The organism is Achromobacter sp. 413638 (assembly GCF_043119405.1).
Taxonomy (GTDB): Bacteria; Pseudomonadota; Gammaproteobacteria; order Burkholderiales; family Burkholderiaceae_B; genus Achromobacter.
Map to the genome: position 1 here is coordinate 48577 of NZ_JBICCO010000008.1, position 22211 is coordinate 70787.

Annotated in this window: 22 protein-coding genes and 1 tRNA gene; 11 read left to right on the forward strand and 12 right to left on the reverse strand. The window is 67.6% G+C overall.

Annotated elements, in window-relative coordinates:
• Nucleotides 1-54: 54 nt before the first annotated feature.
• Nucleotides 55-942: an alpha/beta hydrolase gene (locus ACEU5R_RS05420; protein ID WP_392409360.1), complete on the forward strand. Its 888-nt coding sequence runs from the start codon at nucleotides 55-57 to the stop codon at nucleotides 940-942.
• A 79-nt stretch (nucleotides 943-1021) separates the two neighbouring features.
• Here the strand turns inward: ACEU5R_RS05420 and ACEU5R_RS05425 are convergent, their stop codons facing one another.
• Entirely contained in the window at nucleotides 1022-1498 is a 477-nt protein-coding gene (locus ACEU5R_RS05425; RefSeq protein ID WP_103272434.1) for a multidrug/biocide efflux PACE transporter, read from the reverse strand.
• Nucleotides 1499-1609: 111 nt separating this feature from the next.
• Here ACEU5R_RS05425 and ACEU5R_RS05430 point away from each other — a divergent pair, with 111 nt between their 5' ends.
• Nucleotides 1610-2473, forward strand: coding sequence for a LysR family transcriptional regulator (locus tag ACEU5R_RS05430; RefSeq protein ID WP_103272433.1), 864 nt, complete (start codon nucleotides 1610-1612; stop codon nucleotides 2471-2473).
• A gap of 9 nt (nucleotides 2474-2482) precedes the next feature.
• On the opposite strand, the gene ACEU5R_RS05435 is transcribed toward ACEU5R_RS05430, so the two are convergent.
• Nucleotides 2483-3259: a ChbG/HpnK family deacetylase gene (locus ACEU5R_RS05435; RefSeq protein ID WP_392409361.1), complete on the reverse strand. Its 777-nt coding sequence runs from the start codon at nucleotides 3257-3259 to the stop codon at nucleotides 2483-2485.
• A 75-nt stretch (nucleotides 3260-3334) separates the two neighbouring features.
• Between ACEU5R_RS05435 and ACEU5R_RS05440 the strand changes: the two genes are divergently transcribed.
• Nucleotides 3335-3730 (forward strand): GtrA family protein, encoded by a 396-nt coding sequence (locus ACEU5R_RS05440; protein ID WP_392409362.1) that lies wholly within the window; start codon nucleotides 3335-3337, stop codon nucleotides 3728-3730.
• On the opposite strand, the gene ACEU5R_RS05445 is transcribed toward ACEU5R_RS05440, so the two are convergent.
• Both ACEU5R_RS05445 and ACEU5R_RS05450 read right to left on the reverse strand, forming a co-directional pair.
• Nucleotides 3690-5273 carry a glycosyltransferase family 39 protein gene (locus tag ACEU5R_RS05445; RefSeq protein WP_103272431.1) on the reverse strand — a complete coding sequence of 528 codons (1584 nt, stop codon included), beginning with the start codon at nucleotides 5271-5273 and terminating at the stop codon, nucleotides 3690-3692. The genes ACEU5R_RS05440 and ACEU5R_RS05445 overlap by 41 nt on opposite strands.
• Entirely contained in the window at nucleotides 5273-6325 is a 1053-nt protein-coding gene (locus ACEU5R_RS05450; protein WP_103272430.1) for a glycosyltransferase family 2 protein, read from the reverse strand. The genes ACEU5R_RS05445 and ACEU5R_RS05450 overlap by 1 nt, the downstream gene beginning before the upstream one ends.
• A gap of 279 nt (nucleotides 6326-6604) precedes the next feature.
• Here ACEU5R_RS05450 and ACEU5R_RS05455 point away from each other — a divergent pair, with 279 nt between their 5' ends.
• The 5 genes from ACEU5R_RS05455 to ACEU5R_RS05475 all read left to right on the forward strand — a co-directional run bounded on the left by ACEU5R_RS05455 (nucleotide 6605) and on the right by ACEU5R_RS05475 (nucleotide 10774).
• On the forward strand, nucleotides 6605-7096 hold the full coding sequence (locus tag ACEU5R_RS05455) for a GNAT family N-acetyltransferase (RefSeq protein WP_392409396.1): 492 nt from the start codon (nucleotides 6605-6607) through the stop codon (nucleotides 7094-7096).
• Nucleotides 7097-7275: 179 nt separating this feature from the next.
• Entirely contained in the window at nucleotides 7276-8481 is a 1206-nt protein-coding gene (gene gltS, locus ACEU5R_RS05460) for a sodium/glutamate symporter (protein WP_392409363.1), read from the forward strand.
• Nucleotides 8478-9992, forward strand: coding sequence for a TAXI family TRAP transporter solute-binding subunit (locus tag ACEU5R_RS05465; RefSeq protein ID WP_392409364.1), 1515 nt, complete (start codon nucleotides 8478-8480; stop codon nucleotides 9990-9992). The genes gltS and ACEU5R_RS05465 overlap by 4 nt, the downstream gene beginning before the upstream one ends.
• A 42-nt stretch (nucleotides 9993-10034) precedes the next feature.
• On the forward strand, nucleotides 10035-10301 hold the full coding sequence (locus ACEU5R_RS05470) for a hypothetical protein (protein WP_103272426.1): 267 nt from the start codon (nucleotides 10035-10037) through the stop codon (nucleotides 10299-10301).
• A gap of 2 nt (nucleotides 10302-10303) precedes the next feature.
• Nucleotides 10304-10774 (forward strand): YaiI/YqxD family protein, encoded by a 471-nt coding sequence (locus ACEU5R_RS05475; RefSeq protein WP_103272425.1) that lies wholly within the window; start codon nucleotides 10304-10306, stop codon nucleotides 10772-10774.
• Between the two features lie 50 nt (nucleotides 10775-10824).
• Here the strand turns inward: ACEU5R_RS05475 and ACEU5R_RS05480 are convergent, their stop codons facing one another.
• The 7 genes from ACEU5R_RS05480 to ACEU5R_RS05510 all read right to left on the reverse strand — a co-directional run bounded on the left by ACEU5R_RS05480 (nucleotide 10825) and on the right by ACEU5R_RS05510 (nucleotide 18155).
• Nucleotides 10825-10992, reverse strand: a complete 168-nt coding sequence (locus tag ACEU5R_RS05480) for a hypothetical protein (RefSeq protein WP_103272424.1) — start codon at nucleotides 10990-10992, stop codon at nucleotides 10825-10827.
• 408 nt (nucleotides 10993-11400) lie between these two features.
• Nucleotides 11401-11475 (reverse strand) — tRNA-Val (locus ACEU5R_RS05485).
• 77 nt (nucleotides 11476-11552) lie between these two features.
• Nucleotides 11553-12269: a DNA polymerase III subunit epsilon gene (dnaQ, locus tag ACEU5R_RS05490; RefSeq protein ID WP_103272423.1), complete on the reverse strand. Its 717-nt coding sequence runs from the start codon at nucleotides 12267-12269 to the stop codon at nucleotides 11553-11555.
• Between the two features lie 10 nt (nucleotides 12270-12279).
• The gene (locus tag ACEU5R_RS05495; RefSeq protein ID WP_392409365.1) at nucleotides 12280-15396 is read right to left on the reverse strand and encodes an efflux RND transporter permease subunit; all 3117 of its coding nucleotides are present in this window, start codon (nucleotides 15394-15396) and stop codon (nucleotides 12280-12282) included.
• A 36-nt stretch (nucleotides 15397-15432) separates the two neighbouring features.
• Complete coding sequence (locus ACEU5R_RS05500) at nucleotides 15433-16518, reverse strand: efflux RND transporter periplasmic adaptor subunit (RefSeq protein ID WP_103272421.1); 1086 nt, start codon at nucleotides 16516-16518, stop codon at nucleotides 15433-15435.
• A gap of 349 nt (nucleotides 16519-16867) precedes the next feature.
• Nucleotides 16868-17329 (reverse strand): ribonuclease HI, encoded by a 462-nt coding sequence (rnhA, locus tag ACEU5R_RS05505; RefSeq protein ID WP_392409366.1) that lies wholly within the window; start codon nucleotides 17327-17329, stop codon nucleotides 16868-16870.
• A gap of 46 nt (nucleotides 17330-17375) precedes the next feature.
• Entirely contained in the window at nucleotides 17376-18155 is a 780-nt protein-coding gene (locus tag ACEU5R_RS05510; RefSeq protein WP_392409368.1) for a class I SAM-dependent methyltransferase, read from the reverse strand.
• 21 nt (nucleotides 18156-18176) lie between these two features.
• Between ACEU5R_RS05510 and gloB the strand changes: the two genes are divergently transcribed.
• From gloB to fabI, 3 genes are all read left to right on the forward strand, one after another.
• On the forward strand, nucleotides 18177-18998 hold the full coding sequence (gene gloB / locus ACEU5R_RS05515; protein ID WP_103272418.1) for a hydroxyacylglutathione hydrolase: 822 nt from the start codon (nucleotides 18177-18179) through the stop codon (nucleotides 18996-18998).
• 7 nt (nucleotides 18999-19005) lie between these two features.
• Nucleotides 19006-20424: a transglycosylase SLT domain-containing protein gene (locus ACEU5R_RS05520; protein ID WP_103272417.1), complete on the forward strand. Its 1419-nt coding sequence runs from the start codon at nucleotides 19006-19008 to the stop codon at nucleotides 20422-20424.
• 169 nt (nucleotides 20425-20593) lie between these two features.
• Nucleotides 20594-21379, forward strand: a complete 786-nt coding sequence (fabI, locus tag ACEU5R_RS05525) for an enoyl-ACP reductase FabI (RefSeq protein ID WP_103272416.1) — start codon at nucleotides 20594-20596, stop codon at nucleotides 21377-21379.
• Nucleotides 21380-21408: 29 nt separating this feature from the next.
• On the opposite strand, the gene ACEU5R_RS05530 is transcribed toward fabI, so the two are convergent.
• Entirely contained in the window at nucleotides 21409-22191 is a 783-nt protein-coding gene (locus ACEU5R_RS05530) for a hypothetical protein (protein ID WP_392409369.1), read from the reverse strand.
• Nucleotides 22192-22211 lie beyond the last annotated feature (20 nt).

Consider the following 22211-nt stretch of genomic DNA (forward strand, 5'->3'; position numbering starts at 1 on the left):
GCCCTTCCGGCGCCCTGGGGGAAGCACCCGTCGCGCCCAACCGTCGTACCGAACATGCCCGCCCAGTCCCGTTCCGCCCTCCGCCGCCTGATCGGCGCCGCCGTGCTTGCCGCCGCCAGCGTCGTCGGCTGCACCCAGCTCGACGCCTGGCAACGGCAGAGAATCTTCGCGCCCGAACCCCAGCCCCAGACCTGGTGGCGCGAGCCCGCCGCCGGCACCGAAGTCTTCGACCTGGATGTCGGCGGCGGCGAACGCGTGCGCGCCTGGTACTGGCAAAGTCCGCGCGCCGACGCGCCCACGGTGCTGTATCTGCATGGCGCGCGATGGAATCTGAATGGCGCCGCCTTCCGAATCGAGGGCTGGACCCGCATGGGCTATTCGGTGCTGGCGATCGACTATCGCGGCTTCGGCGCGTCCACGCCGCGCCTGCCGTCCGAGGCCACCGCGCAGCAGGACGCCGTCGCCGGCCTGCGGGAGCTGGCCCGGCGCCAGCCCGACCCGTCGCGCCGCTTCATCTACGGCCACAGCCTGGGCGGCGCCATCGCCATCGACCTCGCGTCCCGCCCCAACCAGCCGCCGTTCGCCGGTCTGATCGTCGAGTCCAGCTTCACCAGCATCGGCGCGATGCTGGCCACGATGAAATGGGGCAAGCTGCCCGGCGCCAGCCTGCTGATCACGCAGCCCTTCGATTCGATCGAGAAGGTGGCGCTGATGCGCACGCCCATGCTGTTCATGCATGGCACCGCCGACCGCGTGGTGCCGCACACCATGAGCGATCAACTGTACGAGGCGGCCCACAACGTCACGCCCGGCTTGAAGCGGCTGGTCAAGATCGAAGGCGCCTCGCACTCCGGCGCGTTCCGCAGCGGCGCGCAATACGAAACGGCGGTGGGCGCCTTCATGCGCGACGCCTCGCGGGCCTACGGTCGCAAGCAAGGCTAGAGGCGCAAGACGACTGCGCACACCCCGCCAGCAGCGCGCGGACGCCGGATACGCCGCCGGGAAACCTGGTTGCTCCGGTTTATCGGGGCGTGACCGCGGCTGCCTCGCAGGCGCCGCCGCGACGGCGTTCCAGCCAGCGGATCACCCGTGAACGGGACTTGTCGTAGGCCAGGTTGTAGAAAAACGCGTAGGGCAGATAGAACAGCACCAGCGCGATATCCAGCACGAAAGCCTGCCACAGGCTGATGTTCAACCACCACGCGGCCAGCGGAATCACGATCAGGATCAGGCCCAGCTCGAAGCCGAAGGCATGAATGACGCGCAGCCGCAGGTTGCGCGTCAGGCCATAACGGTTTTCCAGGCGGTCGAAACCGGCGTTGTAGATCATGTTCCAGACCAGCGCGATCCAGGCGATCACAGCGGTCAGCACACCCATTTCGAACAGCGATTTGCCCATGGCCCATGCGGCGACGGGCGCGCACAGGCCGATGGCCAGGATTTCGAACAGGAAAGCGTGCAGGAAGCGTTCTTTGAGGGTTTTCTTGGCTTGCGTCATGGACCCACCTGAGGTCGTTCATTTCATCAACGGGGCAGATTGTCCACGACTATTCCGGTACCATAAAGATAGTTTCCATCGGAAAAACCGATAACACCGCGATCTCCCATCATGCGCCACTCCCTGGAATCACTGGCGGCCTTTGCCCTGGTCGCCGCCGAAGGCTCGTTCTCCGCCGCCGCCCGCAAGCTGGGCAAGAGCCAGTCCACCATCAGCGAAACCATCGCCAATCTGGAGGTGGACCTGAATGTGTCCCTGTTTGACCGCCGCCAGCGGCAGCCGTCGCTGACCGAAGCCGGCCAGGCCCTGCTGGCGCAGGCGCAGCAGGTGCTGGCGGCCAATGACCGGCTCAACCGCTGCGCCAGCCAGTTGTCCGAGGGACAGGAGCCCCGCCTGACCGTGGTGCTGTCCGACACCTTCCAGTCTGAAACCTTCGCCGCCATGCTGCGCCAGATCGACCTGCGCTATCCCACGCTGCGGTTCGAATGTCTGATCGCGGAGTACGAAGACGTGGTGGCCCTGGTGCAGCAGGGCCGCGCGCACCTGGGCCTGATGGCCGCACAGGACAGCTATCCGCCGGATGTGGGCTATTCGGCGCTGAAGGAAAAGTCGGAGCTGGTGCTGTGCGTGGGCCGTGGCCACCCGCTGGCCGCCTTGCCACACGTGACCAGCGAGCAGCTGCGCGCGGAACGCGAATTGCGGCTCAGCACCTACGAACTGGACAACAAGGACGATTGCCCGGCGCAATCGACCTGGTCGGCGCCGGGTTATCTGATGCTGTGCGAAATGGCCAGCCAGGGGTATGGCTGGACCGAGCTGCCGCGCTGGATGGTGCAGCGCTACGGCGCCGATCAGCTGGTGGAACTGCCCGTGCCGGGCTGGCCTCGGCACACCCGGGTGGACGCCGTCTGGTCCATGCGGCGCGCGCTGGGTTCCGCCGGCGCCTGGCTGTTGCAGAGCCTGATCGAGGCGTGACGCGCGGGATCAGTGCCGGGCAGCGTCCAGGCGCGCGATGCGCACGCCGTTGGTGCGCAGCCATTCGCCCATCTTCGGGCAGGCCAGCACTTCGTACTCCGCGCGGCGCTGGCGCGACATGGCGCAATCGCCGCTGCTGTCCTTGGCGGGGTGGCACATCAGCAGGTCGCCGTCGCAGGCATTGACAAGCCAGTTCTGCAGCAGGTCCGCGTAATGCCGCTTGCCGCCCTCGAATCCATAGACGCCCAGCATGCGCCGGTTGGTGCGCAGGCCATCCCTGGCGGCGTCCCGTCCCAGCGCGGCCGCGCCCAGCGCGCCGATCACATGGGCCTTGAACGTTTCCTTGAGTGGAATGCCGCTGAGCATGCCCGGCGCGGTCTGCCGAAGCCAGGGCATGCGCCCGCCGTAGCGGCGCTTGAGCAGCGCCAGCAGACGCTGACGAACGACCGGCAACTGATGCACGTGCTGGTGGCCGTCGACATAGTCGGGCATGCGCCCGAACGCGGCCTCGAAGGCGTCGAACTGGCGCTCAAGCTGCGCATCGACCCAGGCGGCGTCCAGCCGTCCGGCATAGGCGCGCATGATCAGGCGGGACAGGGATGGCATGGCCTGCGCGCCGTCCGACAGCGCTTCGGTCAGATTCAGGTGCAGCCCGAGATCGATATCGAGCTTGGCCAGCCGCGCGGCGTTCGCCAGGAACGTCGGCCCCAGCGTCAGGCAGCTGACCGCGCTCATACGCCCCAGCCCGGCCAATGAGATCATGGCTTCATCGATGTCGGCGTTCATGCCAAAATCATCGCCGCACACAATCACGTGCTTGATCAAGAACTCACCCCGTACTTCCATATCTGCACGCCCCGCATGCGCGCCCTGTTCAAACAACTGCTTTTTTTTGTCGCCGTCGGATGCGCTGCCGCCGCAACGCACTGGGCGGTGGCCGTGGGCTGCGTCGAACTCGCCGCCGCGGCGCCGCTGGTCGCCAACCTGGTCGGCTGGCTGGTCGCATTCGCGGTGTCCTTCATTGGACACTACCGGCTTACGTTCCGCCATAGTCGCATACCCTGGACGATAGCCATCCGACGTTTCTTCCTCGTGTCGGCCGCGGGCTTTCTGGTCAACGAGAGCGCCTATGCCTGGCTGCTGCACGCCACGGCGGTCCGCTATGACGTGCTGCTCGCCTTGATCCTGATCGGACTGGCCGTGCTGACCTTCGTGGTCAGCCGGCTTTGGGCGTTCCGCCACAAACCCGCTGCCTGAGCGCCGGCCCCGCCTCGACCTTCCAGATCAGGAATTTGATGCTGCTCGCCACCGGCGTCAGGCCTTGCAGCGCCGGATAGTCCGTTCCGTCCGAGCTGGAGCCCCACACCCAGTAGCGGGCGCCATCCGGCGCGGCACACAGCCTGGCGTTGAACTCCTCATTGCTGATCAACACCTGCTTGCCCACGGCGGGATCGAACTTGGCGGCGTCATACAACTCCTTGCGCCAGTTGTCACGCGTGGCAATTTCGGGATTGAGCCAGTCATCCACCACCCAGGACGGCTTGATCGCGCGCATGTAGAGCGCCAGGTCGAAGGGATAGGCATGCAGGGACACGAAGGTATCGTCCGCCTGAAGCTGCGGCCGGATCACCTTGGCCAGGGGCTCCGCGCTGCCCCGGGCGTTGTGTCCGGCGATACCCACCGCCAGCACGCAGATGAAGGCGCCGGCGCCGGCGCTGATGCGCACCAGCCTGGGCGTGATCGTGTCGTGCTCGTTGCGCCAGGCGGCCACCACCACCTCGGCCAGCAGGAAAGCCAGCGGCGGCAGCGTCGGCAGCACATAGCCCACCAGCTTGGACGCCGGCAGCGAGAAGAAAGCCAGGATGACCACGGCCCAGATGGCCGCCAGCAATCGCAGCTCGCGCGTCGGCCCGGTCCAGAACGTCTTGCGCAGGATCCCGCCGCCCCACAGGGACCAGGGCAGCGCCAGGCCGACGATCACCGGCAGGTAGAACCAGAACGGCTGGGCGTTGTTGAACCCGGTCGCGGCGAAGCGCTGGAAGTGCTGGTAGACGAAGAAATAATCGTAAAAGCCCGAGAAACGCGTCTGCATCAGCCAGAACCACGGCACCGCGACCGCCGCGAACAGCAGCAGCGCGGGCGGCCAGACCAACGCCTTCAGGCCGCGCCAGCGCTTGCCGGCCACCAGCCAGATGAACAGGACGGCGCCAGGCAGCACCAGCCCGATCAAGCCCTTGGCGAGCACGGCCAGGCCGGCCAGCGCCGCGGCGACCAGCGACATGACGCGATAGGCCTGACCCCGCTCGGCCCGCAGCGCGGTCTCGGCCGCGGCCAGCACGCACAGCGAGATCATGCCGGCCACCAGCATGTCCAGGTTGGCGAACTGCGCGCCGCCGTAGAAGAACGGCATGCAGGCCAGGATCAGCGTGGTCATGGTCGCGGTGGCGCGGTCGCGATGGCGCAGCACGAAGAAATACAGCGCGATCGACGTGCCCCAGGCGGCCATCCAGGACGGCAGTCGGGCCAGCCACGGATGCGGCCCGAACAGCGCGAAGAAGAATTCAGACAGCCAGTAGTACAGCGGCGGCTTGTGAAAATAGGGCATGCCGTCCAGCAAGGGCACCCCATGCGAACCGGCGCGCAGCATGTCCCAGGCCACGCCCGCGTAGCGCCCTTCGTCGGGCAGCGTCAACGGCCGGTACCAGATCAGAGCGGCCAGCCATGCGCCAATGGCAAGCAAGAACCATCCTGCCGGCGGCGTCCATTCGGAGCGGGCCGGCTGTTGCATGATCTTGGCCATCAGTTCGTCGCCTCGTCGCTGGAGGCGGGACGCCCCTGCCTGCGGCGCACGACATAGAGCGGCCGCCCTTTGACCTCATCGAAAATGCGGGCGACATATTCGCCCACCACTCCCAGGGAGATCAGGTTGATGCCGGCGAAGAACAGCACGGCGGTGACGATGGTGGTCCAGCCGGAGACCGGGTTGCCCAGCAACAGATATTCCCCCACCAGATACGCGGCGTAGCACAGGCCCACCAGGGCCATGACCACGCCGGCCAGGCTGACCATGCGCAGCGGCCAGGTCGTGAATGCAGTCAGGCCGTCCAGGGCCAGGCGGAACAGCCGCAGCCCGCTGAAACGGCTATTGCCGTGCAGGCGCTCGTCCGGCGTGTAAGGCAGGGCTTCGCCCTTGAATCCGACCCAGGCATACAGGCCCTTCATGAAACGGGTACGTTCAGGCAAGGCGTTGAGCGCGTCCACCACGCTGCGGTCCATCAAGCGGAAATCGCCGGCGTGCGCGGGCACGTCGACCCCGCGCGCGCCGCTCAGCAGCTTGTAGAACCAGCGCGCGCCCGCGCGCTTGGCCCAGGACTCGTCGGCGCGGGTCTCGCGCACGGCGTAGACCATCTCGGCGCCGGCGGCCCAGCGGGCCAGCATCTGCTCGATCAGCGCAGGCGGATGTTGCAGATCGGCGTCCAGGGAAATCACGGCATCGCCGGTGGCCGATTCCAGGCCCGCGCTCAGCGCCGCCTCCTTGCCGAAATTGCGCGACAGCTGCACGTAGCGGAAGCCTGGGTGCTCGGTCCATTCCTGCATCAGCGCCTCGGTGCCATCGGTGCTGCCGTCATCGGCGACGATGATCTCCCAGCTGGTGCACAGGGCCGACAGCCGGTTGCGCAGCAGGGGCAGCAGGATGCGCAGGTTCTCGCTCTCATTCAGGCAGGGGATGACACAGCTCACCCTGGCTTCATAGGGTACCGACGCGGCCGGCGCGGACCGGGCGGTCCCGAGCGGAAATGCGTTGGGCAGTATTTGCGGCGGCATGGAAGCGGACCGGAATTGGGTATGCATGGCTCTCTGTCGTGGCACGTAATACGGGGCACTGTGGCGGGCAGTATGAGCAGAGCCTCGTTGAATTTTCATGAAATGCCGCCGAGCGCCAGACTGCGGCAATTCACGTGTGAGCCAGTCTAGGGATCCCGGCGCCGCAATGAATAAACTCACGTTCAGTTCCCGTGAAACTATGTCCCCAATTTGTAAAGGCGCGTAAAAGCGGCCTTTCCCCGCCCCCGGTAAAATGCGCGGAAGTCTTTGTTTTCACAGGTTGTTATGCATTACCAAGTTCGCCCGATGCGGCCCGGCGATGTGGACGGCATTCTTGCCGTGCAGGCCCTGGCCTACCCTGGTTTCCTGCTGGAAAGCGCCGGATTCTTCCTGAACCGGCTCGCGCTCGCGCCCCGACACTGCTGGATCGCCGACGGCGCGGAATCCGGCACGCTCGGCTACTTGATCTCGTATCCCTGGGACGCGGGCCTTCCGCCCGTGCTGGACGTCGAGCTTGACGCCCTGCCCGACGGCGCCGACCACTGGTTCCTGCATGACTGCGCGGTGTCGCCGGCGGCCCAAGGCTTGGGCGTGGGCCAGGCGCTGTTGCGACAGGCGGCCGGCCAGGCCGCCTCGCAGGGCCTGTTGCGCGCCAGCCTGGTGTCGCTACAGGGCGCGGTGAGCTACTGGCGCCGCCACGGCTACGCGCCCGTGGATGCCGACGCCGCCGGACTGGCCGAAAAGCTGGCCGGATACGGACCAAACGCCAGTTACATGGCACGCGCCTTCCCGTTCTGAATCCGGGGGCCCCGCCCCCCCTTCCCGGCAGGCGCGCCGCCTGCCCGCGCCCGTACGCCGCCAGCGACCACGACATGGCCGCCCTACCTACTATTAAGATAGGACGCAGCTTTGCGATACGGCGGCGACGGTTCCGACAGCCTGAATTTGCTGCGCCCTGACAGGGCGCGAAGGATTCCATGATTTCTCTCACGCCCGTCCAATCCCTGCTGGCCTGCTGCCTAGTGCTCGTCATCGGCCGCGTCCTGACTTCCCGCATCGGCGTGCTGGCGCGCTACAGCATCCCCGACCCCATCGTCGGCGGCCTGCTGTTCGCCATCGCCGCCTACCTGCTATCGAACTGGGGCGGCGTGAGCGTCTCGCTGGACACCAGCATCCGGCCCACGCTGCTGCTGCTGTTCTTCGGCTGCATCGGCTTGACCGCCAACCTCAAGCTGCTCGCCAAGGGAGGCCCGCGACTGATCGCCTTCCTGCTGGCCCTGATCCCATTCCTGGTGCTCCAGAACGCGGTGGGACTGGGCATGGCCTGGCTGCTGGACATGCACCCGCTCATGGGCTTGCTGGGCGGCACCATCACGCTGGTCGGCGGGCACGGCACCGGCGCGGCCTACGCCACGCGCTTCGCCGACTTCAACAACATCCAGGACGTGATGGCGCTGGCCATGACGTCCGCCACGCTGGGCCTGGTGCTGGGAGGCGTGGTCGGCGGCCCGGTCGCGGAATGGCTCATGCGCCGCCACAAGCTGGCCGGCAGCCTGGACCATGCCGCCGCCAGCCATGACGCGCCGGATCTGAGCGAGGATCAAGCGCCGTCCACGTCCGGCTCGTTCATCGTGTCGCTGACCGCGGCCTTCATCTGCCTGGCGCTGGGCGGCTATCTCGCCACGCTGGTCGAGAATGCCCCGGTCAGCCTGCCCAACTTCCTGTGGTGCCTGGCCACCGGCGTGCTCATCCGCAACGGCGGCGCGCGCCTGGGCTTGAAGCTGGATGACCGCGCCACGGAAATCATCGGCACCGTCGCGCTGTCGCTGTTCCTGGGCATGACCATGATGACGCTGGACCTGTCCAGCGTCGCCCGGCTGGCCGGGCCGCTGGCGCTGATGCTGGCGGTGCAGACGCTGTTCTGCGCGCTGTACGCCTCCCTGGTCATGTTCCGCGCGCTCAAGCGCGACTATGAAGCCAGCATCATGTCGGCCGCCTTCTGCGGCTTCGCGCTGGGCGCGACGGCGACCGCCATCGCCAACATGCAGGCGCTGACGCGCCGCCACGGCCCCGCGCCCGAAGCCTTCATCGTGGTGCCGGTGACCGGCGCCTTCCTGGTGGACATCCTCAACGTGATCGTGCTGACTTCGCTGATCTCGCTGCCCTTCGTGGGAGGGATGTGAGCATGCTCAAGCGCATCGCCTTCATCGCCCTTTGCCTGACGCTGACCGCCTGCGGCCGCGCCCCCGATGCCGATGCATTGCGCGCCGACGTCGAGCGCGGCCTGACCGCCACCTACGGCGCGGACCAATTCAAGATCGCCGACCTCAAGCGGCGCGGCTCGGCCGCGGACAGCACCGCGCCAGCTGGAGAAACCCGGCGCGTGGTCTATTACGACGTGGAGCTGCGGCTGGACCGCGACGTCACGCTTGGCGCCTGGGACAAGCCCGGCGCCGCCTCGCTGGTGACGTTGCTGGGCGCGGGCCCGCGCAGCATCAGCGGCGTCAAGTCCAGCGGCAACCAGGCCGGCGACCGCATCATCGCGCACGCCAGCGCGATCTACCGCAAGGACGGCGACGCCTGGACCCTGGTCACACCGGCCGGTTTCAAGGCCGCCGAAGCGCCCACGCTGGACAGCGGCACGCCGCCCACCGTCACGCGCCAGTTGCTGGACACGCTGGACCAGATCACGCACTCGGTGGCCTACAGCGCCTCCAGCACCGCGCAACATGTCGTGCAGCAGGAGCTGGAACGCTCGGTGTCACGCATCAACGGCCGCCTGAGCCGGCTGCAGCACGGCTATCCGCTGGCCGGCGGGCCTGACCGAGGCGAGTACGTGGCCTTTGCCCGTGCCCTTGCCGGCGCCAGCCGCTCGCAACAGATCCGGATCACCCCGCTCATCACCGGCGGCGGCGCGGAAAACATCGCGCTGCTGCGCGCCGGCGACGTAACCGTGGCGCTGGCCCAAGCCGACACCGCCCGCCTGGCCTACGAAGGCAAGGGGCCCTTCGCTGATCAGGCGCCGTTCTCGTCGCTGCGCGCGCTGGGCAGCCTGTATCCGGAATTGGTGCATATCGTGGTGCGCCGGGACGCCGGGCTGCGCAACGTGCGCGACCTCAAAGGCAAGCGCATCGCGCTCGGTCCGCAAGGCTCGGCCGTGCGCGCGACGCTGGAACGCGTGCTGGCCGCGCACGGCATGCAGGCCGGCCGCGACTATATGGTGATCGACACGCCCTTCAGCGCCTCGCTGCCGGCGCTGAATGCCGGCGACCTCGACGCCGCAGCCCAGGTGATCGGCGTGCCGGCCACGCCGCTGCGCGACGCCCTGGCCCAGGCCAAGCTCCAGCTGCTACCGCTCGATCCCGCCGCCATCAAGGCGCTGAGCGCCGGCGAAGACGGCATGCTGATGCCGATCGACATTGCCGCCGGCACCTATCCGGACCAACCCGACGCGGTGGCGACGGTCGGCACGGCCGCCTTGCTGCTGACCACGTCCGAACTGACCCGCGACGAGGCGCTGAGCATCGTGCGCACCGTGTACCAGACCGGCCAGGACCTGCTGGCCGGCGGCTCGCCCCAGGGCGCGCAGGTCGGCGTGGCGACCGCCCGGCGCGGCCTGAGCGTGCCGCTGCACGATGGCGCGGAAGAAGGCCTCAGCGCCCTGGAAAACCCCAAAACGCCAGCGCGGCCCTAGGCGGCCTGCGTATATGATGGCGCTCCCTCACAGGAAATCGCGATGAACAAATTCGATCTGCAAAAGAACCAGGCCCTGAAACTGGCCGGCCAGCTCAAGCAATCCGGCACGCCGGACCGTTTCGGCACGGCCTCCCAGCTGCCCGACCGGCGCGAACAGCGCAAGCTGGATCAGGCCGCCGGCCTGGTGCCCTTCCCGCTCAAGCTGTCCCAAGCCCATGCCGACCAGATCCGCGCCATGGCCGTGGCGCGCGGCGTCTCCACCAACGAGATCGTGGCCGAACTGCTGCAGAAAGCGCTGGACGCCTGAGCATGCATATCTGGGTCGATGCCGACGCCTGCCCGGTGGTGGTCAAGGACATCCTGTTCCGCGCCGCCCAGCGCGCGGGCCTGCCCTTGACCCTGGTGGCCAACCAGCCGCTGCGCACGCCGCCCTCGCCCCTGATCCGCGCGGTCCAGGTGCCGCGCGGCTTCGACGTCGCCGACGCCCACATCACGCAGCACGCCGAGGCCGGCGACCTGGTCATCACGGCGGATATCCCGCTGGCGGCCGACGTGCTGGCCAAGGGCGCGATGGCGCTCAGCCCGCGCGGCGAACGTTACGACGCGGGCACGATCCGCGAACGGCTGGCGATGCGCGACATGATGGAAGAACTGCGTTCCAGCGGAGTGGACATCGGCGGCCCGCCGGCCCTCAGCCAGGCGGATCGCCGCGCCTTCGCCAGCCAGCTCGACGCCATCCTGGCGCGCGCCGCCCGCGCGGCCGCGAAATCCGGCGCTTGATTCACGCCCGCGCGTACCGCGCGCAGGCTGCGCCAGGGCGTCCTCGCCCGTCAATTGAACGTGATGTAGGCCTTGTAGATGATGGTGCCCAGCGCGGTCACCAGGCCGATGCCCATCAGCCCCATGCCGATGTTGCGGTCGCGCAGACCGAAACCCAGCAGCATGAGCGCCACGCCCGCCACGATGATGATCAACATGGTGTTGGTGTCGGGGTGCATGGCGTTCTCCTGTTTTCGTGTCCGGTCCGCGGCTGCGGACCGGCGCCGCCTCAACGCGCCGCCAGGCCGAGGCTGCCGGCCCGGCTGGCGGCCCGCCGGGCCGCGCTTTCATGATAGGCATGCGCGGGCCGTGGCAACGACAAGCTCGGGAACGATGATTGAGGTAGATCAAGAATGCCTGCCGTCGCTCGGCAGCCAGGCGCATGCGCGGCCCGCAATCGCGCGACGGCCTGATGCGAAAAATCGGAAACCGCGCGCTGCGCAATCGGCGATCCGCGCCAGGCGGCGCAAAGAAAAAAGCCAACCCGCGAAGGTTGGCTTTTTTTGATCCCGCTGAGCGAACCAACTGGCTGATGCCAGGTTTTTCGCTTCGGGATGCCAGGCGCCGCAAGCGGCATCTGGTGAAATTGGTGGGTGGTACAAGTTTCGAACTTGTGACCCCTGCCGTGTGAAGGCAGTGCTCTACCACTGAGCTAACCACCCCGAAAGAGGCGAAATATTAGCACGTTTTTTTCTGCGTGCGCAAGTCAGTCGCCAATTAATTTGTTTGCGGCGCGGATTCAGCCCGCCGCCGGTTCCATCTTGCGCCACAGGCACTCGCCGCCCACGGACTTGTCCAGCGCGGCCAGATACCCTTCGTGCTCGGACAACTCGGCGGCATCCGCGCGCAGCACCGGCAGCCCGGACGCATCGAACTTGGTCAGCACCACGCCCGCGCCGCCGGCCGAGGCGTCTTCCTCGACGTCGATCAGCAGCGCGTCCTGGCCGCGCGTCATGGCCAGCCAGACCTCGGCCAGCAACTGCGCGTCCAGCAAGGCGCCGTGCAGCGTGCGGTGCGCGTTGGAGATGCCAAAGCGGTCGCACAACGCGTCCAGCGAGTTGCGCTTGCCTGGGAACAGCGAGCGCGCGTGCAGCAGCGAATCGGTGACGGTCTCGCAATAGTCGGTGATCGGCTTGCGGCCGGTCTTGGCCAGTTCGGCGTTGAAGAACTTCACGTCGAACGCGGCATTGTGCGCGATCAGCTCGGCGCCGGCGATGAACTTCACGAACTCGTCGGCCACGTCGGCGAAACGCGGCTTGTCCGACAGGAATTCGGTGGTCAGGCCGTGCACCGCCAGGGCCTCGGGATCGCTTTCGCGGTCCGGGTTCAGGTAGATGTGCAGGTTGTTGCCGGTGGACATCCGGTTGACCAGTTCCACGCAGCCGATTTCGACGATGCGATGGCCCTGCGCGGGGTCCAGTCCGGTGGTTTCCGAGTCAAAGATGATCTGGCGCATATGTGTAAAGCTATTCCGACGCTGGGGCCGACGCCGCGGACGCGGGAGCGGCCGGCGGCTGTGCCGGGGCTTGCGGTTGCGTGCCGCCGGCATGGCCGGGTTTCTGCCGCGCGGTGGCGATCAAGGTATAGGCCACCGGCACGACGAACAAGGTCAATAGTGTACCCAGCATCAGCCCGCCCACCAGGACCCAGCCGATCTGCTGGCGCGATTCGGCGCCGGCGCCATGCGACAGGGCCAGCGGCACGGTGCCCAGCACCATGGCGCCCGTGGTCATCAGGATGGGACGCAGGCGCAGCACGCTGGCCTCGGTCACGGCCTCGAACAGTTCCCTGCCCTCGTCGCGCAGCTGATTGGTGAATTCGACGATCAGGATGCCGTGCTTGGTGATCAGGCCCACCAGCGTGATGAGCCCGATCTGGCTGTAGATCGACAGCGTGCCGCCACTCAGCCACAGCGCCAGCAGCGCGCCGGTCATGGACAGCGGCACCGACAGCATGATGATGAAGGGATTGCGCCAGCTCTCGAACTGCGCCGCCAGCACCAGGTAGATGAAGGCCAGCGCCATGGCGAACACCAGGTAAATGCTGCCCGAGGAATCGCGGAACTCGCGCGACTGGCCGTCCAGGTCGGTCACCACCGTGGTCGGCAGCACCTCGCGCGCCACCTGGTGCATGTGCGTCAACACCTCGCCCAGCGCGTAGCCCGGCGCCACCGCGCCGTCGATCTTCACGGCGCGCAGGCGGTTGAAGTGGTTCAGCGACTGCGGCGACACGCCTTCGTGCACGCCCAGCAGATTGTCGAGCTGCACCATGCTGCCGTCGCGCGCCCGCACGTAAATGCCGGAGATGTCCGTGGGATTGGCGCGGTCGCGCGGCGTCACCTGCACGATCACGTCGTACTGCTCGCCCTCGTCCTTGTAGCGCGTCACCTGGCGTCCGCCGAGCATCGATTCCAGCGTCCGGCCGACCGTGGCCACGTTGGCGCCCACGTCGGCCATCTTGTCTCGGTCCACCCGCACCCGCAGCTCGGGCGTGTTCAGGCGCAGGTCGGTGTCCAGGTTCATCAGGCCCGGATACTTGCGCAGCTCCGTCAGGAACACCTCGGTCAGGCGCGCCAGCTCGGCATACGAGGCCTGGCTCATGATAATGAACTCGACCGGCTTGGAGCGGGCCGACTGGCCCAGCGACGGCGGATTGGTCGGGAAGGCGCGCACGCCAGGCAGCGAGGCGAACTTCGGCTGCAATTCCTGGGTGATGGCCTGCTGCTTGCGGTTGCGTTCTTCCCAGGGCTTGAGCCGCAGGATGGCCGTGCCGTCGGTGACCGTGGGAAAGCCCACCGTGACCTGGCTGCCGCTGGCTTCGCCGATGTCGGCGTAGAACTGCTCGATGCCCAGCATGCTCTCCAGCGTGTAGTTCAGCGTGGCGCCCTCGGGCGCGCTGACGATGCCGAACACCACGCCGCGATCCTCGATCGGCGCCAGCTCGCTCTTGACCACCTTGAACAGCACGCCGCTCGCGGCCGCCACCGCCACGCCCACCGCGACCACCGCCCAGCGGTGCCGCAACGACACGCCCAGCGCCTTGCGGTAGCCCTTGCCCAGGGCGTCGAGCCAGCCTTCGATCAGGTTGTACCAGCGGCTATGGCTGCTCTGGTGCCGCAACAGCACCGAGCACATCATCGGCGTGAGCGTGAGGGCGACGAAGCCCGACACCAGCACCGCGCCGGCCAGGGCCAGCGCGAACTCGATGAACAGCCGGCCGGTCCGGCCGGTGGCGAAGGCCAGCGGCGCGTACACCGTCACCAGCGTCAGCGTCATCGCGACCACGGCGAAGCCGATCTCGCGCGAACCCTGCAGCGCGGCCTGCTTGCGCGGCATGCCGTCCTCGATGTGACGGAAGATGTTCTCCAGCACCACGATGGCGTCGTCCACCACCAGGCCGATGGCCAGCACCATGGCCAGCAGTGTCAATGTGTTGATCGAAAAGCCGAACAGATACATCAGCGCGCAGGCGCCCACCAGCGACACCGGAATGGTGACGATGGGGATGATGCTGGCGCGCAGGTTGCGCAGGAAGAAGAAGATCACCAGCACCACCAGGATGATGGCTTCGACGATGGTGCGGAACACCGAATCGATGGAGCGCTCGATGAATACCGACGAGTCATAGGCGATGTTCAGCCTCATGCCGGGCGGCAGGTTCAGGTTCAGCCGTTCGACTTCCTCGCGCGCCGCCTTGGACAGCTCCAGCGGATTGGCGGTGGACTGCCGGGTGATGCCGATGTTGATGGCCGGCTTGCCGTTGAAGCGCGACAGCACGCGGTCATTGGCCGCGCCGATCTCGATCCTGGCCACGTCGCGCAGCCGCACCGGATAGCCCTTGACGTTGGCGACGATCACATTCTCGAACTGCTTGGTCGTCTGCAGGTCGGTGGACGACACCACCGAGAACTCGCGCGCCCGCGACTCGATGCGGCCAGCCGGGATCTCGACGTTCTGGCTGCGCAGCGAGGCCTCGACGTCCTGCACGGTCAGCCCGTAGGCCGCCAGCTTGTCGCGGTCCACATAGATGCGCATGGACGGCAGCCGCTCGCCGAACACGCGCACCTCGGCCGCGCCGGGCAGCACCGACAGGCGGGTCTTGATGTAGCGGTTGATGTAATCGGAGGTCTGGATGGCGGACAGCGAACCCGATTCGACGGCGATGTAGATGATGGGCTGGGAATCGGCCTCGACCTTGCCGATGATGGGCTCGTCGATCTCGTCGGGCAGGAAGCGCCTCGCGCGCGAGACCTTGTCGCGCACCTCGGCCGCCGCCGCGTCCGGATCGCGCTTCAGGTTGAACTTGATGTTGATCAGGCTGCGCTCGGAGCGGCTGCGCGAGGTCATCACGTCTACGCCTTCGATGCCGGCCAGCTGGTCTTCCAGCGGCTTGGTCACCTGGGACTCGATCACCTCGGGCGAGGCGCCCTTGTAGGTGGTATCCACCGACACGATGGGCTCGTCGATCTTGGGGTACTCGCGCACCGTGAGGCGGGAGTACGAGATCAGGCCGATCAGCACGATGATCAGCGACAGGACCGATGCGAACACCGGCCGCTGGATGCAGGTTTCGGAAATGCGCATGGCGGACCGCCTTGAAGAATGGCTGGGATCGGCGCCTCAGGCGCCGTCGCCCACGATCTGGACGGGCGCGCCGTCGGTCACGCGCTGCAGGCCGGCCACGACCAGCTGGTCGCCCTCGCCCACGCCCGTCAGGATCTCGACCAGGCCCTCGCGGCGCTCGCCGATGGTCACGGCGCGCCGCTCGGCCACGCCGTCGCGCACCCGGTACACATATTGCGCCTGACCCGAGGGCGTCAACGCGGCTTCCGGCACGACCAGCGCCTGGTCCTGCGCGAATTGCAGCTGGACCCGGGCGAACATGCCAGGACGCAGTACCGCGTCGCGGTTGGCCACCGTGGCCCGCAGCAGGATGGAACGGCCGCCGGCATCGACCAGCGGACTGACGGCATAGACCAGCCCCGGCCGATCCTCGCCGGGCAGCGCGTCCATGCGCAAGGTCAGCTGCTGGCCCACGCCCACCTTGTTCAGATACATTTCCGGCACGCGGAAATCCACCTTGAGCGGGTCGATGGCTTCCAACGGCGCCAGGTCCTGCCCCTGGCTGACGTAATCGCCCACCGATACGCTGCGCAGGCCGGCGATGCCGGAAAAGGGCGCGGTGATGGTCATCTTGTCCAGGCGCGCCTGCGCCAGCGCCACGGCGGCTTCCTGCACCTTGAGCGAGCTGGCGGACTCGTCCCGCGCCTTCTGGCTGACGAAGCCCTTGCCCTGCAGTTCGACCGCGCGCCGGTAATGGGTCTGGGCCAGCGTCAGATTGGCCCGCGCCTGCGCCAGCTCGGCGCGCGGCACGGAGTCGTCCAGACGCACCAGCGCCTGCCCGCGCGCCACGGGCTGCCCTTCCTTGAAATCGATGCTCTGGATGCGGCCGGCCACTTCCGGCCGCAGCACCACGGACTCGTCCGAGCGCAGGCTGCCCACGGCCGAGATGCCGCGCGCGAAAGGCACTTGCCTGACCGCGGCGACCTGCACCCGTTGCGCCACCGGCTTGGCGGGCGCCTGCGTGGACGCAACCGCCTGCGGCGCCCCCGCGCCGGACGCGAACCAGCGCGGCGCGTAGACGCCCAGCACGGCCCCGACGACCAGACCCGCCGTCACGGCGGCCAACAACGCCGGCTTATTCATCGCGCGACGCTCCCTGGAAGGCGGCAGGCCTGAACCAGGCCAGCGCCATGGGCGCGGCATCGTGCGCCCGATCCTGTCCGGATGCCCCGCGTCCATTCGAGACGCGGCCGGCGCACGCGGCATCCGCGGCACAAGAGATATTTTTCATCACGATGGAGATGGCGTCGTGGCGGCGCCGGCCGGTCGGCCCCCGCCCAGTCGGGCGCCGCGGGAACAGATTAGAGGGTAGGCACTTTAGCACCCGGATTTACATACTGGAACAATCCGGAAGCGCGATGAAAGAACTAAATCGACCCGATTCCCTGGATTTCAGGGTATTTCCCGATGCCGCCCCGGCGCGCCTTGTCGTTCAGGGCCGTCGCGCCACTTCCACACCCTGGTTGGCCAGCTGATCCGCGCGCTCGTTGCCGGGGTCGCCCGCATGCCCCTTGACCCAGCGCCAGGACACCTGGTGGCGTCCCACCTGTTCATCCAGCGCCTGCCAGAGTTCGGCATTCTTCACCGGCTTCTTGTCCGCCGTGATCCAGCCGCGACGCTTCCAGTTGGCCAGCCATTCGGTCATGCCCTTCATCACGTACTGGGAGTCCGTGTGGATGGTGACGACGCAGGAGCGCTTCAAGGCCCGCAGCCCCTCGATGACGGCCAGCAGTTCCATCCGGTTGTTGGTGGTCTGGCGCTCGCCGCCGTGCAGCGTTTTCTCGTGGGCGCCGGCGCGCATCAGCACGCCCCAGCCGCCCGGACCCGGATTGCCCTTGCAGGCTCCGTCGGTCCACATTTCCACTTTCTGTTCTATCGGCTTGCTGTCCTGCATAAGGCTGGCTGGAGTCCTGTTGATGCGATTCGCGAAAGCGGCCGGCTCAGGAGCGCGGCCAGTCTTGGTCGGCCTGGCGGTTGACCACGACGGAAGCGGCGCGGGCGCGCTTGCGGGGGGTTTTCCAGGCAGGCCCAATGATACGCATCCCGGGCACCCGCTTGACGGCCGACACCAGATACACGGCGCCGCCCAGGCTCCACCAGCGCGCGCCGGCCGATTCCAGGAAGCCCCAGCGACGCAGCCATTTCTCGCTGCGGCAGGCCGGCGCGTAACAGCCGAAATGGCTCTGCTTGACCTCCAGCGACAGCAGCTTGAACCAGTCCTTGAGCCGAGGCAGCGACACCTGCGACGACGGCGGCTGCGGCAGCCATGGCTCCATGCCGGGCATGCGCGTGCGCGCGCCCCACATGCTCCATGGATTGAAGCCGGAAATCACCACACGGCCCTCGGGCACCAGGACCCGCTCGACCTCCCGCAGCACATTGTGCGGCTCGGCGGTGCATTCAAAGGCATGGGGCAACACCAGCAGGTCCACGCTCTGCGATTCGAACGGCAGCGCCTCGGGCTGGGCCAGCACCACGCGCGATTGCCATGCCTCGGCATGCTCCGGCGCCGGCGCCTCGGTGCCCACGCAACCCTTGAAGGGCATGCGGTTCGCCCGCAGCAGGTTCCAGTCGGCCAGCCCCACCTGCCAGGCGTAGTAGCCGAACACGTCCGCCACGGCCGCGTCGAACTGCGCGCGCTCCCAGGCCAGGACATATTGCCCCGGCGGCGTCTGGAACCATTCGGCCAGTTCTACAATCGGCGGAGTCTCTTCTGCCACGTTCGCTATCCTTCGAATCCCATGCCAGCCCAGACCGCCCCCGCAGGCGGCCGCGAGCCTACTGCCGCGGTCTTGCCGCTACCCGCCTTCACCGACAACTATATATGGGCCATCGTGCGCGGCGGCCAGGCCGCCGTGGTCGACCCCGGCGAAGCCGGCCCGGTGCTGCGCTTCCTGGAGCAGCGGGGCCTGACGCTGCGCGCCATTCTACTCACGCACCATCATGGCGACCACGTCGGCGGCGTGATGGAATTGTCCCGCAACGCGGACCTGACCGTATATGGCCCCGCCCGCGAACGCCTGCCGCGCTGCGATGTTCCGCTGACCGAGGGCGACCGGGTGACGCTGCCGGAGCTGGACCTGGACCTGCGCGTGCTGGACGTGCCCGGCCACACCGCCGGACATATTGCCTACACGGGACGGGCTGCGGGAATAGGACCGGTCCTATTCTGTGGCGACACCCTATTCGCCGGGGGCTGTGGCCGTCTGTTCGAGGGAACTCCTGCGCAAATGCTTGATTCCTTGGAAAAATTTTCCGTTTTACCGCCAGATACACAGGTTTTCTGTGCGCACGAGTACACTCTAGCGAACTTGCGCTGGGCCTTGGCAGTAGATCCGGCCAACCGCAGCCTTCAACAGTGCTATCAGCGGGCCCAGCATCTCCGCGCGGCAGGTCTTCCCACGCTTCCTTCCACCATTGGCCAGGAACGCGAGGTCAATCCTTTCCTGCGCACCCAGCAAGTCGATGTCGTGCGTGCCGCAGCAAGCTGGGCCGGACACGGCCACCCTACGCCGGTAGAGGTTTTTGCCTCCCTTCGTGAATGGAAGAACGATTTCAAGTGACCGCCCGATGAATCTATCCCGACTCCTTCTGCCACTGATGCTGGCAGTCCTCGCCGGTTGCGCAGGAACCAAATCCCACGACAGCAAGAACCTCACCACCAACTCCCAAGGGCGTTACATCGCCCGCGACACGTCCCGCACGGTCGACCTGACCAATCCGCCCTCGGACGCCTGGGACCGCATCCGGCGCGGCTTCGCCATCCCCAACCTGAACACCGAGCTGTCGCAGCAGTGGACGGACTATTACGCGTCCCACCCCGAATCGGTTCAGCGCATGGCCGAGCGCGCCGGCAAATACCTGTATTTCATCGTCGACGAGATCAACCGCCGGGGCCTGCCGACCGAGCTGGCGCTGCTGCCCTTCGTCGAAAGCGCCTACAACCCCACCGCCCTGTCGCGCGCCCAGGCCTCCGGCCTGTGGCAGTTCGTGCCGGCCACGGGCCAGCACTTCAACCTGAAGCAGGACTGGTGGCGCGACGAGCGTCGCGATCCCATCGCCTCGACCAACGCGGCGCTGGACTACCTGGAAAAGCTGTTCGAAATGCAGGGCGACTGGTACCTGGCGCTGGCCTCGTACAACTGGGGCGAAGGCTCCGTGCAACGCGCCATGGCCAAGAACGAGGCCGCCGGCCAGCCCACCGACTACCTGTCCCTGTCCATGCCGGACGAGACCCGCAACTACGTCCCCAAGCTGCAGGCCATCAAGAACATCATCGCCGACCCGCAGCGCTACGCGGTGGCGCTGCCGCCGGTCGGCAACACGCCCTACTTCGTGACGGTGCGCAAGAACAGCGACATCGACCTGGAAATCGCCGCCAAGCTGGCCGAAATGCCGCTGGACGAGTTCAAGGCGCTCAATCCCTCTTTCAACCGCCCGGTCATCCGAGGCGACCACGCGCCCACGCTGCTGCTGCCGGCCGACCGCGTCGAGATATTCAACGCCAACCTGACCAACTACAAGGGCGACCTGAGCGCCTGGAAGGTCTACCACTCGCGCCGCGGCGAATCCTACGCGTCCATCGCCAAGCGCTTCGGCGTCAGCGAGGCCAAGCTGCGCGAAACCAATGACATCGGCTCGCGCCAGAAGGTCGCGGCCGGCCAGTCCATGCTGGTGCCGGGCGACCCCGGCCCCGGCGGCATCCAGGTGGCCTCGCTGGCCCCCGCCGTCGGCGCGCTGGATTCCGCGCCGGCAAGCAGCAGCAAGGCCGCGCCACATGGCCGCGCGACGCCGACGCCTCCGGCCCGCGTCTCCAGCGCCCGCCCCAACGTCCGCACCCACAAGATCCGGCAGGGCGACACCCTGTTCTCGCTGGCCAAGCAGTACGGCACCACGGTCGACGCGCTGCGCGCGCTCAACAACCTGAAGGGCAACGCCCTGAAGGTGGGCGGCCAGCTGCGCGTGCCGGGCACCAACGCCCGGGGGTAGAGGTCCCCCCCGAGCGCTGCGCGCTTCCCCCAGGGGCGCCGCAGCGGACCGGCAAAGCCGGCTCCGCGCGGCCCTGATCTGGCGCGGCCCCGGTTTGGTGTGGCTGGTCGGTCGTGAGGCGTGCCACTAAAATGGCGGCCTTCGGAAGGACAAAATCAAAGGATTGAATATGGGCTTTCTCGCCGGCAAACGCATTCTGGTCACCGGGGTGCTCTCGAACCGTTCCATCGCCTACGGCATCGCGCGCGCCTGTCATCAGCAGGGCGCCGAGCTCGCCTTCACCTATGTGGGCGACCGGTTCAAGGAACGCGTGGCGGAATTCGCGGCGGAGTTCGGCAGCAAGATCGTGCTGCCCTGCGACGTGGCCGAGGACAGCCAGATCGAGGCGACCTTCGCCGAACTGGGCGCCCACTGGGACGGCCTGGACGGCCTGGTGCACTCCATCGGTTTCGCCCCGCGCGAAGCCATCGCCGGTGACTTCCTGGACGGCCTGTCGCGCGAAGCCTTCCGCGTGGCGCACGACATTTCGGCCTACAGCTTCCCCGCCATGGCCAAGGCCGCCCTGCCGCTGATGCAGGGCCGCAACGCCTCGGTGCTGACGCTGACCTACCTGGGCGCCGAGCGCGTGGTTCCCAACTACAACACCATGGGCCTGGCCAAGGCCTCGCTCGAAGCCAGCGTGCGCTACCTGGCCACCGCCCTGGGCCCGCGCGGCATCCGCGCCAACGGCATCTCGGCCGGCCCGATCAAGACCCTGGCCGCCAGCGGCATCAAGGACTTCTCGGCCATCCTGAAGTTCGTCGAGGCCCAGGCGCCGCTGCGCCGCAACGTCACCATCGAGGACGTGGGCAACGTCGCCGCCTTCCTACTGTCGGACCTGGCCGCCGGCGTGACCGGTGAGATCACCCACGTGGACGCCGGTTTCTCGACCGTCGTCCCGGGCATGGAAGACTGAGCATTTCCTTCAGGCGGCGCCAGCGGCATTCAGCCCTGGCCGCCGTCCACGGCCCCTGATTTCCTCTGCCGGGCCGCCAGTATCAGCTGATCGTTTTCCTCTACCAGCGCCTTGTTCAGGGCTTTGAGCTGATCGGTCGGCAGCGCCCCGACCTGTTCGGCCGCATGGAGCGCAACCGACTCCCGGATCAGGCGCAGCATCGGGCTATCCCCGCCCATCCTGCGCTCCAGGCTTTGGGCAATGCGCTGGCGCACGGCTTCCGGCACCTTCGCATCCTTGAGCTGGCCGCGCTTGAAATCCTCTTCCGCGCTCGTGAGCGTCCTGTGTTCGCCCAGCCCGCGGCCGCTACGCAGGAGCTGGCCCACGTTCCTGGAGCCCAGGGCGCGCGCGACAACGCCGTGCATCAGCGCCGTCCGCGTCACGGTGGAAGCATCGCCCTGCAGTGCGCAAAGGCGCTCCAGGCAAGCGCCGATGCGCGCCACCTGGCCCGCGATGGGCACCCCGTAGTCCTGCCTCGACGCACGGAACAGCCGCCGGCATTCCGCGACCAGCTCCCGGTGCGATGCCATGCGCAGCCGATCGGCGCGAGGCGGCATCGCAAGCGAGGACTTCAAGAGGCGCACTGTCTGCCTTACCTGCGCGCGCATCACGCGCGGCGCGGAGCCGGCCTTGGCAACGAAGGCAAAGGCCCGCGCCCGCGACCCGATGGACCCCGCCCGCTCGGGCTGGCCGCGCGCCCCGGCCCCCGCGACCGAGGAATCTGGCGACTGGTACGTCGGATTGCTGCCGGACCACGAGATCAGGTTGGACATGGACTGGGATCATCGAGCCG